Annotated in this window: 16 protein-coding genes; 8 read left to right on the top strand and 8 right to left on the bottom strand. The window is 59.1% G+C overall.

What is annotated here, in order from left to right:
- Positions 1 to 1326: a 30S ribosomal protein S12 methylthiotransferase RimO gene (gene rimO / locus SK50_RS09490; RefSeq protein ID WP_017693743.1), complete on the top strand. Its 1326-nt coding sequence runs from the start codon at positions 1 to 3 to the stop codon at positions 1324 to 1326.
- Positions 1327 to 1389: 63 nt separating this feature from the next.
- On the opposite strand, the gene gsiD is transcribed toward rimO, so the two are convergent.
- From gsiD to iaaA, 5 genes are read right to left on the bottom strand one after another with little or no spacing between them, the layout of a single operon-like run.
- On the bottom strand, positions 1390 to 2301 hold the full coding sequence (gsiD, locus tag SK50_RS09485; protein WP_015571027.1) for a glutathione ABC transporter permease GsiD: 912 nt from the start codon (positions 2299 to 2301) through the stop codon (positions 1390 to 1392).
- A gap of 1 nt (position 2302) precedes the next feature.
- The gene (gsiC, locus tag SK50_RS09480) at positions 2303 to 3223 is read right to left on the bottom strand and encodes a glutathione ABC transporter permease GsiC (RefSeq protein WP_006809475.1); all 921 of its coding nucleotides are present in this window, start codon (positions 3221 to 3223) and stop codon (positions 2303 to 2305) included.
- Positions 3224 to 3228: 5 nt separating this feature from the next.
- On the bottom strand, positions 3229 to 4767 hold the full coding sequence (gene gsiB, locus SK50_RS09475; RefSeq protein ID WP_032634035.1) for a glutathione ABC transporter substrate-binding protein GsiB: 1539 nt from the start codon (positions 4765 to 4767) through the stop codon (positions 3229 to 3231).
- 23 nt (positions 4768 to 4790) lie between these two features.
- Positions 4791 to 6662: a glutathione ABC transporter ATP-binding protein GsiA gene (gene gsiA / locus SK50_RS09470; RefSeq protein ID WP_017693744.1), complete on the bottom strand. Its 1872-nt coding sequence runs from the start codon at positions 6660 to 6662 to the stop codon at positions 4791 to 4793.
- An 11-nt stretch (positions 6663 to 6673) separates the two neighbouring features.
- A complete protein-coding gene (iaaA, locus tag SK50_RS09465) occupies positions 6674 to 7612 on the bottom strand; it encodes a beta-aspartyl-peptidase (RefSeq protein WP_017384893.1) in 939 nt (312 codons plus the stop codon).
- Between the two features lie 189 nt (positions 7613 to 7801).
- Here iaaA and moeA point away from each other — a divergent pair, with 189 nt between their 5' ends.
- Together moeA and moeB are read left to right on the top strand one after the other, a co-directional pair.
- On the top strand, positions 7802 to 9034 hold the full coding sequence (moeA, locus tag SK50_RS09460; RefSeq protein ID WP_017693745.1) for a molybdopterin molybdotransferase MoeA: 1233 nt from the start codon (positions 7802 to 7804) through the stop codon (positions 9032 to 9034).
- Position 9035: 1 nt separating this feature from the next.
- Positions 9036 to 9788: a molybdopterin-synthase adenylyltransferase MoeB gene (gene moeB, locus SK50_RS09455; RefSeq protein ID WP_017693746.1), complete on the top strand. Its 753-nt coding sequence runs from the start codon at positions 9036 to 9038 to the stop codon at positions 9786 to 9788.
- Positions 9789 to 9880: 92 nt separating this feature from the next.
- Here moeB and SK50_RS23830 read toward each other — a convergent pair whose 3' ends face one another.
- Both SK50_RS23830 and fsa read right to left on the bottom strand, forming a co-directional pair.
- Positions 9881 to 10027, bottom strand: coding sequence for a hypothetical protein (locus tag SK50_RS23830; protein ID WP_154816688.1), 147 nt, complete (start codon positions 10025 to 10027; stop codon positions 9881 to 9883).
- Between the two features lie 12 nt (positions 10028 to 10039).
- Positions 10040 to 10702, bottom strand: coding sequence for a fructose-6-phosphate aldolase (gene fsa, locus SK50_RS09450; protein ID WP_048229336.1), 663 nt, complete (start codon positions 10700 to 10702; stop codon positions 10040 to 10042).
- Between the two features lie 127 nt (positions 10703 to 10829).
- Here fsa and SK50_RS09445 point away from each other — a divergent pair, with 127 nt between their 5' ends.
- From SK50_RS09445 to SK50_RS09430, 4 genes are all read left to right on the top strand, one after another.
- Complete coding sequence (locus SK50_RS09445; RefSeq protein ID WP_017693748.1) at positions 10830 to 11729, top strand: glycyl-radical enzyme activating protein; 900 nt, start codon at positions 10830 to 10832, stop codon at positions 11727 to 11729.
- Positions 11730 to 11733: 4 nt separating this feature from the next.
- Positions 11734 to 14166, top strand: coding sequence for a formate C-acetyltransferase/glycerol dehydratase family glycyl radical enzyme (locus SK50_RS09440; protein WP_015571035.1), 2433 nt, complete (start codon positions 11734 to 11736; stop codon positions 14164 to 14166).
- 165 nt (positions 14167 to 14331) lie between these two features.
- Positions 14332 to 15147, top strand: a complete 816-nt coding sequence (locus tag SK50_RS09435) for a Cof-type HAD-IIB family hydrolase (protein ID WP_017693749.1) — start codon at positions 14332 to 14334, stop codon at positions 15145 to 15147.
- Between the two features lie 150 nt (positions 15148 to 15297).
- The gene (locus tag SK50_RS09430; protein WP_017693750.1) at positions 15298 to 16554 is read left to right on the top strand and encodes a DUF1479 domain-containing protein; all 1257 of its coding nucleotides are present in this window, start codon (positions 15298 to 15300) and stop codon (positions 16552 to 16554) included.
- Here the strand turns inward: SK50_RS09430 and SK50_RS09425 are convergent.
- Complete coding sequence (locus SK50_RS09425) at positions 16551 to 17624, bottom strand: LacI family DNA-binding transcriptional regulator (protein WP_017693751.1); 1074 nt, start codon at positions 17622 to 17624, stop codon at positions 16551 to 16553. The genes SK50_RS09430 and SK50_RS09425 overlap by 4 nt on opposite strands.
- A 286-nt stretch (positions 17625 to 17910) precedes the next feature.
- Between SK50_RS09425 and SK50_RS09420 the strand changes: the two genes are divergently transcribed.
- The gene (locus SK50_RS09420) at positions 17911 to 19212 is read left to right on the top strand and encodes an MFS transporter (RefSeq protein WP_017384901.1); all 1302 of its coding nucleotides are present in this window, start codon (positions 17911 to 17913) and stop codon (positions 19210 to 19212) included.
- The last annotated feature ends 16 nt before the right edge of the window (positions 19213 to 19228 follow it).

Genomic DNA, 19228 nt, shown 5'->3' with positions numbered 1-19228 from the left:
ATGAGCAATGTTACGCACCCGCCGAAAATCGGCTTTGTCTCCCTCGGCTGCCCGAAGAACCTGGTGGACTCCGAACGCATCCTGACTGAACTTCGCACTGAAGGCTATGACGTGGTGCCAAGCTACGACAACGCCGACATGGTGATCGTCAACACCTGCGGGTTCATCGACAGCGCGGTCCAGGAGTCACTGGAAGCCATTGGTGAAGCCCTGACGGAAAACGGCAAAGTGATTGTCACCGGCTGCCTGGGCGCGAAGGTGGATCAGATCCGCGAAGTGCACCCGAAAGTGCTTGAGATCACAGGCCCGCACAGCTACGAGCAGGTGCTGGAACATGTTCATCACTACGTCCCCAAACCAAAGCACAACCCGTTCCTGAGCCTGGTGCCGGAACAGGGCGTGAAGCTGACGCCGCGCCACTACGCCTACCTGAAAATTTCCGAAGGCTGCAACCACCGCTGTACCTTCTGCATCATCCCGTCGATGCGTGGCGATCTGGTGAGCCGTCCGATTGGCGAGGTGCTGGCAGAAGCCAAACGCCTGGCCGACGCGGGCGTGAAGGAGCTGCTGGTCATCTCCCAGGACACCTCCGCCTACGGTGTGGACGTCAAACACCGCTCCGGTTTCCACAACGGCGAGCCGGTGAAAACCAGCATGGTCGGCCTGTGCGAGCAGCTGGCTAAGCTCGGGATCTGGACGCGCCTGCACTACGTCTATCCTTACCCGCACGTTGACGATGTGATCCCGCTGATGGCGGAAGGCAAAATCCTGCCGTATCTGGATATCCCGCTACAGCACGCCAGCCCGCGTATTCTGAAGCTGATGAAACGTCCTGGCTCCGTGGATCGCCAACTGGCGCGCATCAAGCAGTGGCGTGAGATCTGCCCGGATCTGACCCTGCGCTCCACCTTTATTGTCGGCTTCCCGGGTGAAACCGAAGAAGATTTCCAGATGCTGCTCGACTTCCTGAAAGAGGCGCGTCTGGATCGCGTCGGCTGCTTCAAGTACAGCCCGGTTGAAGGCGCAACCGCCAACGAGCTGGCGGACCAGGTGCCGGAAGAGGTAAAAGAGGAGCGCTGGAACCGCTTTATGCAGCTGCAACAGCAGATCTCGGCTGAACGCTTGCAGGAGAAAGTGGGCCGCGAAATTCTGGTGATTATCGACGAAGTGGACGAAGAAGGCGCGATTGGCCGCAGCATGGCGGATGCGCCTGAAATCGACGGCGCGGTGTACCTGAACGGCGAAACACAGGTTAAGCCGGGTGATATTATTCGCGTGAAGGTTGAAAACGCGGATGAGTATGACCTGTGGGGTAGCCGGGTTTAAACACCCTGCTTCCCTTTTGTAGGCCGGGTAAGGCGTAGCCGCCACCCGGCACATTTCACTGCACTACCCCTTAATCCTCGGATCCAGCGCGTCGCGCAGCCCATCCCCCAGCAGGTTAAACGCCAGCACGGTCAGGAAAATCGCCAGGCTCGGGAAGATCGCCACGTGTGGCGCAATCACCATATCCGCCCGCGCCTCGTTCAGCATCGCCCCCCACTCCGGCGTCGGCGGCTGTGCCCCTAACCCCAGAAACGACAGGCTGGCCGCCGAGATAATCGACACGCCTATGCGCATGGTGAAATAGACCACGATAGACGAGACCGTTCCCGGCAGAATATGGCTGAACAGGATGGTGGCATCGCTGGCTCCCATGCTGCGCGCCGACTCGATAAAGGTCTGCTGCTTCAGCACCAGCGTGTTGCCACGTACCAGACGCGCGAAAGCGGGAATCGAGAATACCGCCACGGCGATAATGACGTTCGCCATGCCGCTGCCCATCACCGCCACCACGGCAATCGCCAGCAGAATACCGGGAAAGGCAAACAGCACGTCGCAGATACGCATGATGATGCGGTCCCACCAGCCTTCGTAGTACCCGGCCACCAGCCCCAGCACGGTGCCAATTGCTGCGCCCATCAGCACCGCGAAGACCCCGGCCGCCAGTGAGATCTGCGCCCCTACCAGCACGCGGCTAAAAATATCGCGCCCGAGCGAGTCCACGCCAAACCAGTGCATCATCGACGGACCATCGTTCAGCCGGTCGTAGTCGAAGTAGTTTTCCGCATCAAACGGGGCTATCCAGGGGGCGATAATCGCCACCAGGATCAGCAGTAACACAAACAACCCGGCGACCATAGCGACGGGCTGACGACGGAATCGACGCCAGAACTCAACCCACGGGGTGCGAATATGGTCCGGCCTGATCCCCGGCATAGCGTTTAAAATGGCCTGGCGACGCCAGTTCAGTAATCGCATCTTACTTATACCTGATGGCCGGGTTAATGGCGGCGTACAGCACATCCACCACTAAGTTGATAAGAATAAACTCCAGCGAGAAAAGCAGGACTTCAGCCTGAATAACCGGATAGTCACGCATATCGACCGAGTCGACCAGCAGGCGCCCCAGCCCCGGCCAGTTAAAGACCTTCTCAACCACGATAGAGCCCCCCAGCAGGAAGCCGAACTGTAGCCCCATCATCGTGACCACCGGGATCATCGCATTACGAAAACCATGCTTCAGAATGACCCATTTCTCACTCACCCCTTTTGCCCGCGCGGTGCGAATGTAATCTTCGCTCAGCACGTCGACAAACGAGGCGCGGGTAAATCGGGCCATAACCGCCGCAACGGCCGCGCCTAGCGTCATAGAGGGCAGAATGTAGTGCTTCCAGGTGTCGGCCCCGACGGTCGGCAACCAGCCCAGCTCGACGGAGAAAATCTGCATCAGCAGCATGCCCAGCGCAAACGCCGGGAAAGAGATGCCGGTGACCGCCAGCGCCATACCGAGCTTATCCGGCCAGCGGTTGCGCCAGACGGCGGCGACAATCCCCGCGCCCAGGCCAAAGACAACCGCCCAGCTCATACTGGCAATCGTTAACCAGAAGGTAGGCATAAAGCGGCTGGCAATCTCCTCCGACACCGGACGACGCGACACCATTGAGATGCCGAAATCGCCCTGAAGGACATTGCCAATGTAACGCAGAAATTGCCTGTACAGCGGCTGGTCAAGACCGAGCTGTTTACGCACCAGTTCAATAACCGTCGCATCCGCTTCCGGTCCGGCAATCAAACGCGCCGGATCGCCGGGCAGCATATGGACAAACAAAAACACCAGCACGGCCACAATCAGCAGCGTCGGGATAAGCCCCAGCAGGCGTTTACACACATAATTCAGCATGAGTTTTATTTCAAATCCGCGTCATCAAAGCTAAAGCCCGTATCCGGCATGATGTAAAAACCGGTCAGCGCTTTGTTGTGGGCTGAGACCAGTTTTTCCACCACCAGCGGCACCCACGGCGACTCTTTCCAGATAATGTCCTGCGCCTCTTTGTACAGGCGTGCTTTCTCTTCCGGTTTGGTGGTTTTCAGGGCATCGGCCAGATCTTTATCCACCTGCGGATTACTGTAGAACGCGGTATTGAACAGCGTTGGCGGCCAGTTCTGGGAAGCAAACAGCGGCGACAGGGACCAGTCCGCTTCTCCGGTTGAAGCCGTCCAGCCGGTGTAGAACATCCGCACGCCGCTCTCTTTCTGTCCTTTGCCTTCCACTTCCGCCGCTCGCTGTCCGGCATCCATCGCCGTAACCCTGGCTTTAATGCCCACCTGCGCCAACTGCTGCTGGGTAAATTGCAGCACCTTCTGCGCGGTACTGTGGTTATGCGACGACCACAGCGTAGTGCTAAAGCCGTTCGTATAGCCCGCCTCTTTCAGCAGTTCCCGCGCTTTCGCCGGATCGTAAGGCCACGGCTGATAGCTTTGCGCGTACTCAATGGTTGGCGGCATCACGCCCGTCGCCGGGGTGGCGTAGCCGGCAAAGGCCACCTTCACCAGCGCCTGGCGGTTAATGGCGTAGTTGATGGCTTCACGCACCTTCGGGTTATCAAACGGTTTCTGCGTAACGTTCATGCTGATGTAGCGCTGCATGATCGACGGGCTGGCCACCAGTTCCAGCTTGCTGTTTTTCGCCAGCAGCGCCGCCTGTTCGTACGGGATCGGGAAGGCAAACTGCGCTTCGCCGGTTTGCAGCATTGCGGCGCGGGTATTATTGTCCACTACCGGCCGCCAGGTGATGGTATCCAGCTTCGGCAGCCCCTGCTGCCAGTATCCGGCGAATTTTTTCACCTTCACAAAATCGGTCTGGTTCCAGGTGAGCAGTTCGTACGGTCCGGTCCCCACCGGGTGGAATCCAATCTCTTTGCCGTATTTTTTCAGGGCGGCGGGCGAAATCATCGCCGTCGCGGGATGCGCCAGGATATTGATAAACGCCGAGAACGGCTCTTTGAGGGTGATCTTCACCGTTGCCGGATCAACCACCTCGGTTTGGGCGATATTTTTATACAGGTTGTAGCGTTTAAGACCGTTTTCCGGATTGCTGGCACGATCCAGGTTGACCTTAACCGCCTCGGCGTTGAAGTCGGTGCCATCCTGGAACTTCACGCCGGTACGGAGCTTAACGGTATAGACCAGCCCGTCGTCCGACACGGTATAGCCTTCCGCCAGCACGTTTTTCAGCTTCATTTCGCGGTCCAGGCCGAACAGCCCCTGGTAGAAGGATTTTGCCACCGCCTGAGAAAGAGTGTCGTTGGCATCATACGGATCCAGGGTCGTGAAGTTAGACCCCACAGCCACCACCACATCTTTCGCCGCGAACGCGGGGGCGGCGGCCAGCGCAGCCGTCACGCTCGCGGCCAGCAGCCATTTACGAGCAACAAAAGGAACCATTGTGTTCTCCTGCCTGTTGTAAGTTATAACCGCGAGAATGCATTGCCCTGACGCGGTGGTGCGACAAAATGACCGGGTCCCACCTCACGCAGCGCCACGCGCTCCAGGGTTTCGCCCCGTTTACGAATATTGCTCGGCATTTCGTCCTGCAACAGCACGCGCTGGGCGTGACGATGCTCAGGATCGGCAACCGGTACGGCAGCCATCAGCTTGCGGGTGTAAGGGTGCTGCGGGTTTTCAAACACCGCCCGACGGGGGCCGATTTCAACAATTTGCCCCATGTACATCACCGCCACGCGATGGCTGATCCGCTCCACCACCGCCATATCGTGGGAGATAAACAGAAACGCAATGCCCAAATCCCGCTGTAAATCGAGCAGGAGATTGATAATTTGCGCGCGGATAGAGACATCCAGCGCTGACACGGACTCATCCGCAATCACCACTTTCGGATTGAGGGCCAATGCCCTCGCAATGCAGATACGCTGACGCTGACCGCCAGAAAATTCGTGCGGATAACGCCAGGCATGCTCCGACTTCAGGCCCACGCGCTCCAGCAGCCATGCGACGCGGCGCTGCGCGGCTTCACCGTCGAGCAGGTTATGCACCCGCAGCGGCTCCATAATCGAGTACCCCACCGTATGGCGCGGATCGAGCGACGCATAAGGATCCTGGAATATAAACTGAATATCCCGGCGCACCGCCTGCAATTTACTGTTAGGGAGCGTGTCGATGCGCTCACCGTTGAAGGTGATGCTCCCCTCCTGCGACGCCACCAGCCTGAGCAGCGCCCGTCCGGTGGTGGATTTACCGCAGCCGGACTCCCCCACCAGCGCCAGCGTTTCGCCCGGCCAGAGATCAAAACTGACGTTTTCAACCGCATGCACTTCGCGCTTCACGCGATTGAGGATCCCGCTACGCAGCGGGAAACGGGTCACCAGGTCACGCACTTCGAGAATTGGCCTGCCGGGAACCACCGTATCCTGTTCGGTTTCGTCTTCCTGCTGGCCCTGTTCGGTCTGTGAGAACAGCGGAAAACGGCGCGGAAAATCACTGCCATTCATGGCCCCCAGACGCGGGACCGCCGCCAGCAGCGCTTTGGTATAAGGATGCACCGGCGCATGAAAGACCTGCTCCACCGTGCCGGTTTCCACGGCATTGCCCTGATGCATAACCAGCACCCGATCGGCAATATCCGCCACCACCCCCATATCGTGGGTGATGAAAATCACCCCCATCTCCATCTCCTGCTGCAATACCTTAATCAATTGCAGGATCTGGGCCTGAATGGTGACATCCAGCGCCGTGGTGGGTTCGTCCGCAATGAGCACCGCCGGACGGCACGACAGCGCCATCGCAATCATCACCCGCTGGCGCATGCCGCCGGAAAGCTGATGCGGATAGCGGGACAAAATCGCGTGCGCCTCAGGGATACGCACCAGCTCCAGCATCCGTTTTGCTTCATTGAGCGCCTCATCACCGCTCAGTCCCTGATGCAGGCGGATAGATTCGGCAATCTGCTCGCCCACCGGAAAAACCGGGTTCAGGGAGGTCATCGGCTCCTGAAAAATCATCGCAATATCTGCCCCGCGCACCCCCTGCATCTGGGACGCACTCAGCTCGTTGAGATCGATAACCTGACGGTTGCGACGGCGCAACAGCATCCGCTCGCTGGTGACCTGCCCGCCCGTCTGCTCAAGCAGACGCATCAGCGCCAGCGCGGTAACGGATTTACCGGAACCTGATTCGCCAACAATCGCCAGCGTCTCGCCGCGCCTGAGCGAAAACGATAAATTCTGTACTGCGGGGATGAACTGCCGCTCTTCCTGAAACGCAATATTCAGTTGGTGGACAGCCAGCACTTCGCAGTTGTCCAGCTCTTCACGGTGCGGCACGCAATGCCCCCTTATTCACGATAAATGCCTGTGCTGGGCGCATCGCCGGCATACCCCCACGCCCGGTACATCCCTTCACTGTTGAACGGCAGAGCCACGTTGCCCTCCCGATCCACCGCAATTAAGCCGCCAATCCCGCCCAGCGCCGGCAGTTTCTCCATCACTACCCGCTCGCAGGCCTCACTCAGGCTTAATCCGCCGTAATCCATTAGCGCGGTAATGTCGTAGGCCGCCAGCGCGCGGATAAACACTTCGCCGGTGCCGGTGCATGACACCGCCGCGGTGGCGTTATTGGCGTAACACCCGGCCCCCGGCAGCGGGCTGTCGCCGACGCGACCGGGAAGTTTGTTGGTCATACCGCCTGTCGACGTCGCGGCGGCGAGATTACCGGCTTTATCCAGCGCCACCGCGCCTACCGTGCCCATTTTGCTGCGTTCATCGAGCGGCGCGGCATGGTCCAGCTGCGTCATCCCCGCTGTACGGGCGTCCAGCAGTTGCCGGTAACGCTCCTCGGTGGAAAAAAGATCGGGCGAGACCGTGTCCATCCCGTGCTCAACGGCAAATTTTTCCGCCCCCGCCCCGGCCAGCAGCACATGCGGGCTTTGTTCCATCACCAAACGCGCGGCCAGCACCGGATTACGCAGACGGCTGACGCCCGCTACCGCGCCCGCCTTCAGGGTGACGCCGTCCATCACGCAGGCATCCAGCTCGTGCGTTTCATCGCGCGTAAAGACCGAGCCAATACCGGCATTAAACAGCGGGCACTCCTCCAGCAGACGTACTGCTTCGGTCACCACGTCCAGCGCGCTGTCGCCCGCTTCCAGCATCCGCTGGCCTGTTTCCACAATGGCGTTCAGCGCATCAATATAACGCTTCTCCTGCTCGGGACTGAGCTGTGCACGGGTGATTGCCCCGGCACCGCCATGAATTGCGATAACCGCTTTACTCATTTCGCATCACCCATCAGCCTGGCTGGCTGCTTTTTCTATAAATATCATTATCGTCGACGAATCTTCAGATGATTTTTGAATATAGAAAGACGCAACTGTGATGTAAAGCGTACACCCATCGGGTCATACAGTTAGCCGCACTTTTCTGCCATAATGAGCGCTTTCGTTGTTACTCCGCAGGAGCCCACCATGGATTTTACCGCCGGACTGATGCCGCTTGAGACGGCACTCTCGCAGATGCTTGATCGTATTACTCCACTGCACGACGTTGAGACACTGCCGCTTGTGCGCTGTTTTGGCCGTATTGCCGCGCGCGATATCGTCTCGCCGCTGAACGTGCCGGGGTTCGATAACGCGGCGATGGACGGCTATGCCGTACGTCTGGCGGATCTGCAAACGGGTCAGCCGCTGCCGGTGACAGGTAAAGCGTTTGCCGGGCAGCCGTTTAACGGTGAGTGGCCAGCGGGCACCTGCGTGCGCATTATGACCGGGGCACCGGTGCCAAAGGGCTGTGAAGCCGTGGTGATGCAGGAAGAGACCGAACAAACGGACGACGGCGTGCGCTTTACCGCCAGCGTCAAAGCGGGACAGAATATCCGCCACATCGGGGAAGACATTACCCTGGGCGCAACGGTCTTTGCCGCCGGGCAAAAGCTGACGGTCGCCGAACTGCCGGTGCTGGCATCGCTTGGCATCGCGGAGATTGACGTGGTCCGCAAAGTGCGCGTGGCGGTGTTCTCCACGGGAGATGAGCTACAGCTTCCGGGTCAGCCGCTGAACGAGGGGCAGATTTACGACACCAACCGTCTGGCGGTGCACCTGATGCTTGAGCAGCTGGGCTGTGAGGTGATTAACCTCGGTATCATTCCTGACGATCCGCAAAAACTGCGCGCGGCGTTTATCGACGCTGACGCCTCTGCCGACGTGGTGATCAGCTCCGGCGGCGTATCGGTTGGCGAAGCGGATTACACCAAAACCCTGCTTGAAGAGCTGGGCGAAATCGCCTTCTGGAAGCTGGCGATTAAACCGGGCAAACCGTTCGCGTTTGGCAAACTTCCGCACAGCTGGTTCTGTGGCCTGCCGGGTAACCCGGTCTCTGCCGCGCTGACCTTCTACCAGCTGGTGATCCCGCTGCTGGCGAAGCTTTCAGGCAACAATGCCAGCCCGCTGCCGGAGCGTGTGCGCGTGCGGGCGGCAACGCGCCTCAAAAAATCACCGGGCCGTCTCGATTTCCAGCGCGGCATTCTGGCGCGCAACGCCGACGGCGAGCTGGAGGTGAGCACCACCGGGCATCAGGGTTCGCACATCTTTAGCTCCTTCAGTCAGGGGAACTGCTTTATCGTACTGGAGCGCGATCGCGGCCACGTTGAGGCGGGCGAATGGGTTGAAGTGGAACGCTTTAACCACCTGTTCGGAGGCTGACATGACGGTGGAACTGAGCGACCCGGAGATGATGCGCTATAACCGCCAGATCGTGCTGCGCGGGTTTGATTTCGAGGGCCAGGAAGCGCTCAAGGCGGCCAGCGTGCTGGTTGTGGGTCTGGGCGGGCTGGGCTGCGCGGCGGCGCAATATCTGGCTGCGGCGGGCGTCGGCAGCATGACGCTGCTGGATTTCGACACCGTGTCGGTGTCCAACCTGCAACGCCAGACGCTGCACAGCGACGCGACGGTCGGTCAGCCTAAAGTGGAATCAGCACGCACGGCGCTGGCGCGCATTAACCCCAACGTTCAGTTCACCCTGATTGACGCGATGCTGGATGACGACGCGCTGTTTGCGCAGATTGCACGGCATGACCTGGTGCTGGACTGCACCGATAACGTCGCCATTCGCAACCAGCTCAATGCGGGTTGCTTTGCCCATAAAACGCCGCTGATTTCCGGCGCGGCCATCCGCATGGAGGGGCAAATCACCGTCTTCACCTACGCTGAAGGAGAGCCCTGCTACCGCTGCCTGAGCCGTCTGTTTGGCGAGAATGCGCTGACCTGCGTCGAGGCGGGCGTGATGGCGCCACTGGTTGGCGTTATCGGTTCCTTGCAGGCGATGGAGGCGATCAAAGTGCTGGCACACTACGGCACGCCCGCAGCGGGTAAAATCGTGATGTATGACGCGATGACCTGCCAGTTCCGCGAGATGAAGCTGATGCGTAATCCGGGGTGTGAGGTGTGCAGCAAATAAAAAAGTCGGGTGGCGGCTTTGCCTTACCCGACCTACAACGGCTCGAACGGCGCCACCCGGCAACAGCGATGCAAACGTAGGCCGGGTAAGCGTTAGCGCCACCCGGCAACAGCGATGCAAACGTAGGCCGGGTAAGCGTCAGCGCCACCCGGCAACAGCGATGCAACGTAGGCCGGGTAAGCGTCAGCGCCACCCGGCAACAGCGATGCAAACGTAGGCCGGGTAAGCGTTAGCGCCACCCGGCAACCGCATCAGACAGACGTCCGTCCAAACGCCCCCTGCCAGTCCTGCTCAAACTTCACAATTGCCGCATCCACGGCCGGAGAGGTAATAAACTGCTGCGCCACGTCCAGCGGCAGCGTGATGGACTCGCACCCTGCCAGCAGGCAGTCCAGCGCCTGGCGCGGGGTTTTAAAGCTCGCCGCCAGCACTTTTGACTGCGGGGCATGCAGGGTCAGCAGCTGTTGCAGTTCGACTACCGTCTGGATCCCGTCCCCGCCCTGCGCGTCCACGCGGTTCACATAAGGAGCCACATACTCAGCCCCCGCCAGTGCGGAGAGCAACCCCTGTGCTGCGCCGTACACCGCCGTACCCAGCGTCGGGATCCCTTCTGCTTTCAGCATTTTGATCGCCGCCAGCCCTTCAGCGGTCACGGGCACTTTCACCACCAGGTCATTGATTATCGCGCGCAGCTTACGTGCGTCTTCCACCATTCCCTCGGCGGTCTTCGCCATCACCTGAGCGAACAGCCGGCCCTTGCCGCCCAGCGCGTCGTGCAGCGCGGGCAGCAGCTCTTCCAGAGGCGTTTTACCCGCCGCCACAATGCTTGGGTTAGTGGTCACGCCCGCCAGCGGGAAGATACGCGCCAGCTTTTTGACTGCCGCAACGTCAGATGTGTCGAGATAAAGTTCCATGATGTCACCCTCAAAATTAGCCTGCACTTACCCTATCACAGCAAAACCTGCTCAGGAATTGACCCATATCAAGATAACTTTCATTCGAAAGTAATTTAATCTTCATATGTAATTCGAGGGCAAGAAAATGATCTTCAATATACAGCGTTACTCCACCCACGACGGTCCCGGTATTCGAACCGTGGTATTCCTGAAAGGCTGCTCGCTGGGCTGTCGCTGGTGTCAGAACCCGGAAAGCCGCTCCCGCACGCGGGACGTCCTGTTTGATGCCCGCCTGTGCCTGGACGGCTGTGACCTCTGTCAGCAGGCCGCGCCGGGGTGTGTTGAACGCGCGCTGAACGGGCTGGTCATTCATCGTGAGAAGCTTAACGACGAGACGCTCACTGCCCTTACCGACTGCTGCCCGACCCAGGCGCTTACCGTCTGCGGTGAAGAGAAGCAGGTGGAGGAGATTATGGCCACCGTGCTGCGCGACAAGCCCTTCTACGACCGCAGCGGCGGCGGGATCACCCTCTCCGGCGGCGAGCCGTTCATGAACCCGGCGCTGGCACATGCCCTGTTTAAAGCCAGCCATGAACAAGGCATTCATACCGCCGTTGAAACCTGCCTTCACGTGCCCTGGCATTATATCGAGCCGTCACTGCCGTATGTCGATCTGTTCCTGGCGGACCTGAAGCATGTGGATAGTGACGTATTCAAACAGTGGACCAATGGCTCAGCCAGACGGATCCTGGACAACCTGAAGCGCCTGGCTGCCGCCGGGAAAAAAATCACCATTCGCGTGCCGCTGATCCAGGGCTTTAACGCCGATGAAGCGTCGGTTACCGCCATTACCAATTTCGCCGCCGACGAACTCGGCGTTCACGATATTCATTTTCTGCCGTATCACACGCTGGGCATGAACAAATACACCCTGCTCGGCCAACCCTACTCTGCCCCTGACAAACCGCTGGATAACCCTGCCCTGCTGGACTTCGCACAGCAGTATGCCTGCCAGAAAGGGTTAACCGCGACCTTACGAGGATAAACTTATGACCACCCTGAATCTCAACACCCTCAGCGAGCGCATCAAGGCGCACAAAACGGCGCTGGTACATATCGTTAAGCCGCCGGTCTGTACCGAGCGCGCGCAGCACTATACCGAAATGTATCAGCAGCATCTGGACAAGCCGATCCCGGTACGTCGCGCGCTGGCGCTGGCGCATCACCTGGCAAAACGCACCATCTGGATCAAACACGACGAGCTGATTATCGGTAACCAGGCAAGCGAAGTGCGCGCCGCGCCGATTTTCCCGGAATATACCGTCTCCTGGATTGAGAAAGAGATTGACGATCTGGCGGACCGTCCGGGCGCGGGCTTTGCGGTGAGCGAAGAGAACAAGCGCGTCCTGCATGCGATCTGCCCGTGGTGGCGCGGCCAGACGGTGCAGGATCGCTGCTACGGTATGTTTACCGACGAGCAGAAAGGCCTGCTGGAAACCGGCATCATCAAAGCGGAAGGCAACATGACCTCCGGTGACGCACACCTGGCGGTGAATTTCCCGCTGGTGCTGGAGAAAGGTCTCGACGGCCTGCGCGCGAAAGTGGCCGAGCGCCGGTCGCGCATCAACCTGACGGTGCTGGACGATCTGCACGGCGACCAGTTCCTGAAAGCCATTGATATCGTGCTGGAAGCCGTAAGCCTGCACATCAAACGCTTTGCCGACCTGGCGCGTGAAATGGCCGCAACAGAAACCCGCGACAGCCGCCGCGACGAGCTGCTGGCCATGGCGGAAAACTGCGACATCATCGCCCACCAACCGCCAAAAACCTTCTGGCAGGCGCTACAGCTGTGCTACTTCATTCAGCTGATCCTGCAAATTGAGTCCAACGGTCACTCCGTCTCCTTTGCCCGTATGGACCAGTACCTTTACCCGTACTACCGCCGCGACGTGGAGCTGGACCAGAGTCTGGATCGCGAGCACGCCATTGAGCTGCTGCACAGCTGCTGGCTGAAGCTGCTGGAAGTGAACAAAATCCGCTCCGGCTCGCACTCCAAAGCCTCTGCGGGCAGCCCGCTGTATCAGAACGTCACCATCGGCGGCCAGAAGCTGGTCAACGGTGAACCGATGGACGCGGTCAACCCGCTCTCTTACGCCATTCTCGAATCCTGCGGCCGTCTGCGCTCCACCCAGCCGAACCTGAGCGTGCGCTACCACGCGGGCATGAGCAACGACTTCCTCGACGCCTGCGTGCAGGTGATCCGCTGCGGCTTCGGGATGCCGGCGTTTAACAACGATGAAATCGTGATCCCGGAATTTATCAAGCTCGGCGTGGAACGAGAGGACGCGTATGACTATGCGGCGATTGGCTGCATCGAAACCGCCGTCGGCGGCAAGTGGGGCTATCGCTGCACCGGCATGAGCTTTATCAACTTCGCCCGCGTGATGCTGGCGGCGCTGGAAGGCGGTCGCGACGCCACCAGCGGCCAGGTGTTCCTGCCGCAGGAAAAAGCGCTTTCTGCCGGTAACTTCGGGAATTTCGATGAGGTCATGGCGGCGTGGGATAACCAGATCCGCTACTACACCCGCAAATCCATTGAGATCGAGTACGTGGTGGACACCATGCTGGAAGAGAACGTCCACGATATTCTCTGCTCGGCGCTGGTGGACGACTGTATCGAACGCGCGAAAAGCATTAAGCAGGGCGGCGCGAAGTATGACTGGGTTTCCGGCCTACAGGTGGGGATCGCCAACCTCGGCAACAGCCTGGCAGCGGTGAAGAAGCTGGTGTTTGACCAGGGCGTTATCGGTCAGCAACAGCTGGCGGCGGCGCTGGCGGATGACTTCGAGGGGCTGACCCACGAGCAGCTGCGCCAGCGCCTGATCAACGGCGCGCCGAAGTACGGCAACGACGACGACAGCGTGGACCTGCTGCTGACCCGTGCCTACGAAACCTACATTGAAGAGCTGAAGCAGTACCATAATCCACGCTACGGCCGCGGCCCGATTGGGGGTAACTACTATGCGGGCACGTCGTCTATCTCCGCAAACGTGCCGTTTGGCGCAGCAACCATGGCAACGCCGGACGGCCGTAAAGCCCACACCCCGCTGGCGGAAGGGGCAAGCCCGGCCTCCGGTACCGACCACCTCGGCCCGACGGCGGTGATTGGCTCCGTGGGTAAACTGCCGACGGAAGCGATTCTCGGCGGCGTGCTGCTAAACCAGAAGCTGAACCCGTCGACGCTGGAAAACGACAGCGATCGCCAGAAGCTGATGGTGCTGCTGCGCACCTTCTTCGAGGTGCATAAAGGCTGGCATATTCAGTACAACATCGTCTCCCGCGAAACGCTGCTGGAAGCGAAGAAACACCCGGATCAGTATCGTGACCTGGTGGTGCGCGTCGCGGGTTACTCGGCGTTCTTCACCGCCCTGTCGCCGGATGCGCAGGACGATATTATCGCCCGTACTGAGCATACGCTGTAAAAAAACGCCCGGTGGCGCTTCGCTTACCGGGCCTACATTGTCCCCCCGTAGGCCGGGTAAGGCGAAGCCGCCACCCGGCTTTCTGACTTTCATTCGAAATTAAATTTGTGCTCCCCGTCACCTTGTTATTAGAATGTTTCAAACGCAGTGACCCAGGAGCACAGTATGACCGTAAAAGTTATCGTCACCGATATGGACGGAACTTTCCTTGATGATGCCAAGCAGTACGATCGTGACCGCTTCCAGGCACAGTTTGAGCAGCTTAAAGCCCGCGACATTGAATTTGTTGTCGCCAGCGGCAACCAGTATTACCAGCTCATCTCCTTCTTCCCGGAGCTGAAAGATCAGATCTCCTTCGTCGCGGAAAACGGCGCGCTGGTCTTCGATCACGGCGAACAGATTTTCCACGGCGAACTGACGCGTCATGAGTCGCAGATCGTCATTGGCGAGTTGCTGAAAGACAAAGGGCTGAACTTTGTGGCCTGCGGGCTGGAGAGCGCGTACGTCAGCGATAAAGCACCAGAAGCGTTCGTGAAGCTGATGTCGAAACACTACCATCGCTTAAAACCCATCAGCGATTACCGCGAAATTGACGACGTGCTGTTTAAATTCTCCCTGAACCTGCCGGACAGCGATATCCCGAATCTGGTTGATAAACTGCATGTCTCCCTGGACGGCATCATGAAGCCGGTCACCAGCGGCTTCGGTTTTGTCGATTTGATTATCCCCGGCCTGCACAAGGCCAACGGCATCAGCCGCCTGCTTAAACGCTGGAAAGTCTCACCTCAGGCGTGCGTCGGCATTGGCGACAGCGGCAACGATGCGGAAATGCTGAAGCTGGTGAAATACTCCTTTGCGATGGGCAACGCGGCGGACAGCATTAAAGAGGTCAGCCGTTACACTACCGACGATAACAACCATCAGGGCGCGCTGAATGTGATTCAGGCCGTGCTCGACGCGCACTCCCCGTTCGACGCCTGATCCCCCTACCTGCCGGAGCCTCGCTCCGGCCTCTCACTCTTTTCCCATCCTGTGGCACCCGTCAAGGTTTTAAACTTGCATTAACTTTTTTTTAACTTAAAGTATCACTTGTAGACACTTTTACTTTCGAATGAAAGATGCGAGGCAGTTATGACCTTTACCAGCGAAACGTTGCCAGCGGACCATAAAGCGGCAATCCGTCAGATGAAACGTGAATTACGCGCGCAGATCGGCGACGTGCAGGCGCTGTTCGACCGGCTCAGCGATAAAATCGCCACCCGCGTGGCGGAAATCAACGCTCTCAAAAACAAAGGCGAAACCGTCTGGCCAGTGATCCCTTTTGCCGACGTGAAAAACGGCACGATCACCACCGAACAGCGCGAAGCCGTTAAACGTCGCGGCTGCGCGGTAATCAAAGGCCACTTCCCGCGCGAGCAGGCGCTGGCGTGGGATCAGTCGATGCTCGACTACCTCGATCTGAACAAATTTGACGAGGTGTACAAAGGACCCGGCGATAACTTCTTCGGCACCTTAACGGCCTCTCGTCCGGAGATTTATCCGATCTACTGGTCTCAGGCGCAAATGCAGGCGCGCCAGAGTGAAGAGATGGCGCAGGTACAGTCATTCCTGAACCGTTTATGGACATTTGAGAGCAACGGTAAACAGTGGTTCGACCCGGACGTGAGCGTGATTTACCCTGACCGCATCCGCCGCCGCCCGCCGGGAACCACCTCGAAAGGACTTGGCGCACACACCGATTCTGGCGCGCTGGAGCGCTGGCTGCTGCCCGCTTATCAGCAGGTCTTTGCCCGCGTGTTTGACGGCAACGTCGAGAAATACGATCCGTGGAATGCCGCGCATCGTACCGAAGTGGAAGAGTACACCGTCGATAATACCACCAAATGCTCGGTGTTCCGCACCTTCCAGGGCTGGACGGCGCTGTCGGACATGATCCCCGGACAGGGCTTGCTGCACGTGGTGCCGATCCCGGAGGCAATGGCCTATATTCTGCTGCGTCCGCTGCTGAACGACGTGCCGGAAGACGAGCTGTGCGGCGTGGCGCCGGGGCGCGTGCTGCCGATTTCTGAGAAGTGGCATCCGCTGCTGATCGAAGCGTTAACCAGCATTCCGGCGCTGGAAGCCGGTGATTCCGTGTGGTGGCACTGCGATGTGATCCACTCCGTCGCGCCGGTGGAAAATCAGCAGGGCTGGGGCAACGTGATGTATATTCCTGCCGCGCCAATGTGCGAGAAGAATCTCGCCTATGCGAAAAAGGTCAAGGAAGCGCTGGAAACCGGCGCGTCACCGGGCGATTTCCCGCGCGAGGATTATGAGAAAAGCTGGCAGGGCCGCTTTACCGTGGCCGATCTCAACATCCACGGCAGGCGCGCGCTGGGCATGGCTTAACCGTCGTACAGCCCTTCCCGCTCTACGGCGGTACGTCGTTTCCCCTGACGTATCCGCCGGACCGACTCCCGCACGGTCAGCGTGCCGTTTAGCAGCAATGTTCCCACCGGCGCGTCCGGGCGCATCAGCCGCTGCTGGAGCATATGCACCGCTTCCGTTCCCAGCTCATCACGCGGAACATGTACCGCGGTTAAGGGCACATCCTGAATCGCCGCGAGATTAAAGCCGTCGATGCTCATCACCGAGACATCATGCGGCACGCGCAGACCGTGGTTTTGCAGCGCGCTGATGGTCCCCGCCGCCATAAAATCGCCACCAACCAGGAACGCCGTCGGCAGGTCCTTCCCTTTCTGCTGGTGAAGCCACTCGCTCACCAGCTGCTCCGTCTCTCTGGCGCTGAAGCTGGACACCATCAGCAGGTCGCGCCTGTCGCTGAACCTGAGGTTATGACCGTGCCACGCGTCGCGGATCCCGGACAGGCGCAGCTCCATGGTGTAGCGACGCAGGCACAGCACGTTCATCACCTCCCGGTGCCCCATCTCGAACAGGTACTCTGCCGCCCGCTCGCCAATCGCGCGATGATCCGGCGCGACGGCGGGCAGGCGCATGTGGCGGTCCCGGCAGTTAATCAGCATACAGGGTTTGCCCATGTCTACCGCCAGATCGTGGATATGCGGATCGTCGATACCAAGGAGGATCGCCGCCTGAGTGTCCGTTTCGTTCATGCGGGCCAGAAACAGCTGGGCATCGCTGTCGTTCTCCTCCAGCGCACAGTAACGCAGACGCACCTCGTGCGAGGCCAGCCCTTTGCTCACGCTCTGGATGACGCGGTAGTAAAAGATGTCGGACCGCTCGTCAAACGCCCGCTGCGGGGCAAACACCACCAGGCTGTTAAGCAGCAGACGCCCCGCCGCCATGCCGTCCATTACCCCCAGCTCCCGCGCGCACGCCAGCACCTTTGCCCGTGCTTTTTCGCTGGTGTTTGCCTTCCCCGCCAGCACGCGAGAAACGGTGCTGATGGAGAGCTGCGTCCGGGCGGCGATTTCGGTGATTTTAAGCCTTTTGTCCATTTTGTGATCTGGCTCCGGATGTGAAATGAAAAAATTTTCACAACATGTTTATCAGGTAATAACTTGCGAGAAGGCCATAATGCCGAAAATTAAACCTCGGTTATGAGAAAGTTTGCACAAAATCCACTATTCCCTGCCCAATTTCTTTCTTAAGGTGAACCTGTCACACAACTTCCATACTAGTTGTATAGCAGCTTAGCGCTCTAAAACAGATAACTTTCAAACGCCTGACGCTGTGTGACACCTGAACCTTTGTCCCCTTACCGTCCGTCTTGTGGAGAAGAAAATGAGTCAGGACATCAATAACACCGTAGCGACAAGCAAAACACGTCGCGTCATCAGGAACCTGCGCTGGTACGTACTGGTGCTGTTTCTTCTCGGCGTGACCGTTAACTACATCACCCGTAACTCGTTAGGTATTCTCGCCCCTGAACTGAAAGAGAGCCTCGGGATCACCACCGAGCAGTACTCCTGGATCGTCGGCGCGTTCCAGATCGCCTACACCATTTTCCAGCCCCTGTGCGGCTGGCTGATTGACGTTATCGGCCTGAAAATCGGCTTTATGGTCTGCGCCGGGATCTGGGCGCTGATGTGTATCTTCCACGCGGGCGCCGGAAGCTGGCTGCACCTGGCGATTCTGCGCTTCTTTATGGGTGCGTCCGAAGCCGCCGCCACGCCAGCGAACGCCAAAACCATCGGTGAATGGTTCCCGAAATCAGAGCGCCCTGTTGCCGCAGGCTGGGCGGGGGTAGGCTTCTCCATTGGGGCCATGCTGGCCCCGCCTATCATCTACTTTGCTCACGCGTCGTTCGGCTGGCAGGGTGCGTTTATGTTTACCGGCGTGCTGGCGCTGCTGTGGGTGATCCTGTGGTGGGCGTTTTATCACAACCCGGAACAGCACCCAAACCTGAGCCGCGATGAGCTGGCGTTTATCAAGCAGGATAACGAACCTGCGCCGGTCAAACTGCCCTTCCTGACCGCGCTGAAAACCGTCTCGAAGAACAAACGGTTCTACGGTATCGCCATCCCGGCCTTTATGGCGGAACCGGCCTGGGCCGTGCTGAGCTTCTGGGTGCCGCTGTACCTCGCCAAAGAGCACGGTATGGATTTGAAACAGATCGCGATGTTCGCCTGGCTGCCGTTCCTGGCCGCCGACCTCGGCAGCGTGGCGAGCGGCTACCTCACCCGGCTCTACACCCGCTGGTTTGGCTGCACCCGCGTCAACTCGGTGGTAGCCAGCTCCGTCACCGGCGCGTTTCTGATGATTTCTCTGGCCGTCGTGGCCGTGACCCGCGACCCGTATATCACCATCGTGCTGATCTCCATCGGCGGCTTCGGGCACCAGATCATCTCCTGCATGCTTAGCGCGCTGGTCGTGGAGTCGTTCGACAAAGGCCAGATGGCGACGGTCAACGGCATGCGCGGCTCGGCGGCGTGGATCGCCAGCTTCCTGTTCTCCCTTTTGATTGGGGTGACCGCCGACAAAATCGGCTTCAACCCGCTCTTTATCGCCATGGGCTTCTTTGACCTGCTTGGCGCTGTCTTCCTGGTGGCATTTATTGCTGAACGTCGCGCCAAGCGCGCCTGATAGTGGATGTATTGCA

The sequence above is a fragment of the Enterobacter sp. BWH64 genome (assembly GCF_001037645.1).
In the GTDB taxonomy this organism is placed as follows: domain Bacteria; phylum Pseudomonadota; class Gammaproteobacteria; order Enterobacterales; family Enterobacteriaceae; genus Enterobacter; species Enterobacter hormaechei_C.
Note: the sequence above shows the minus strand (reverse complement) of the source record. Positions and strands in the feature narration are given on the sequence as shown.

Excerpts from the sequence above, each read along its gene's own strand:
- rimO (WP_017693743.1), top strand. The coding sequence starts at position 1 with ATGAGCAATGTTACGCACCCGCCGAAAATCGGCTTTGTCTCCCTCGGC.
- gsiD (WP_015571027.1), bottom strand. The coding sequence starts at position 2,301 with ATGCGATTACTGAACTGGCGTCGCCAGGCCATTTTAAACGCTATGCCG.
- gsiC (WP_006809475.1), bottom strand. The coding sequence starts at position 3,223 with ATGCTGAATTATGTGTGTAAACGCCTGCTGGGGCTTATCCCGACGCTG.
- gsiB (WP_032634035.1), bottom strand. The coding sequence starts at position 4,767 with ATGGTTCCTTTTGTTGCTCGTAAATGGCTGCTGGCCGCGAGCGTGACG.
- iaaA (WP_017384893.1), bottom strand. The coding sequence starts at position 7,612 with ATGAGTAAAGCGGTTATCGCAATTCATGGCGGTGCCGGGGCAATCACC.
- moeA (WP_017693745.1), top strand. The coding sequence starts at position 7,802 with ATGGATTTTACCGCCGGACTGATGCCGCTTGAGACGGCACTCTCGCAG.
- moeB (WP_017693746.1), top strand. The coding sequence starts at position 9,036 with ATGACGGTGGAACTGAGCGACCCGGAGATGATGCGCTATAACCGCCAG.
- fsa (WP_048229336.1), bottom strand. The coding sequence starts at position 10,702 with ATGGAACTTTATCTCGACACATCTGACGTTGCGGCAGTCAAAAAGCTG.
- SK50_RS09445 (WP_017693748.1), top strand. The coding sequence starts at position 10,830 with ATGATCTTCAATATACAGCGTTACTCCACCCACGACGGTCCCGGTATT.
- SK50_RS09440 (WP_015571035.1), top strand. The coding sequence starts at position 11,734 with ATGACCACCCTGAATCTCAACACCCTCAGCGAGCGCATCAAGGCGCAC.
- SK50_RS09435 (WP_017693749.1), top strand. The coding sequence starts at position 14,332 with ATGACCGTAAAAGTTATCGTCACCGATATGGACGGAACTTTCCTTGAT.
- SK50_RS09430 (WP_017693750.1), top strand. The coding sequence starts at position 15,298 with ATGACCTTTACCAGCGAAACGTTGCCAGCGGACCATAAAGCGGCAATC.
- SK50_RS09425 (WP_017693751.1), bottom strand. The coding sequence starts at position 17,624 with ATGGACAAAAGGCTTAAAATCACCGAAATCGCCGCCCGGACGCAGCTC.
- SK50_RS09420 (WP_017384901.1), top strand. The coding sequence starts at position 17,911 with ATGAGTCAGGACATCAATAACACCGTAGCGACAAGCAAAACACGTCGC.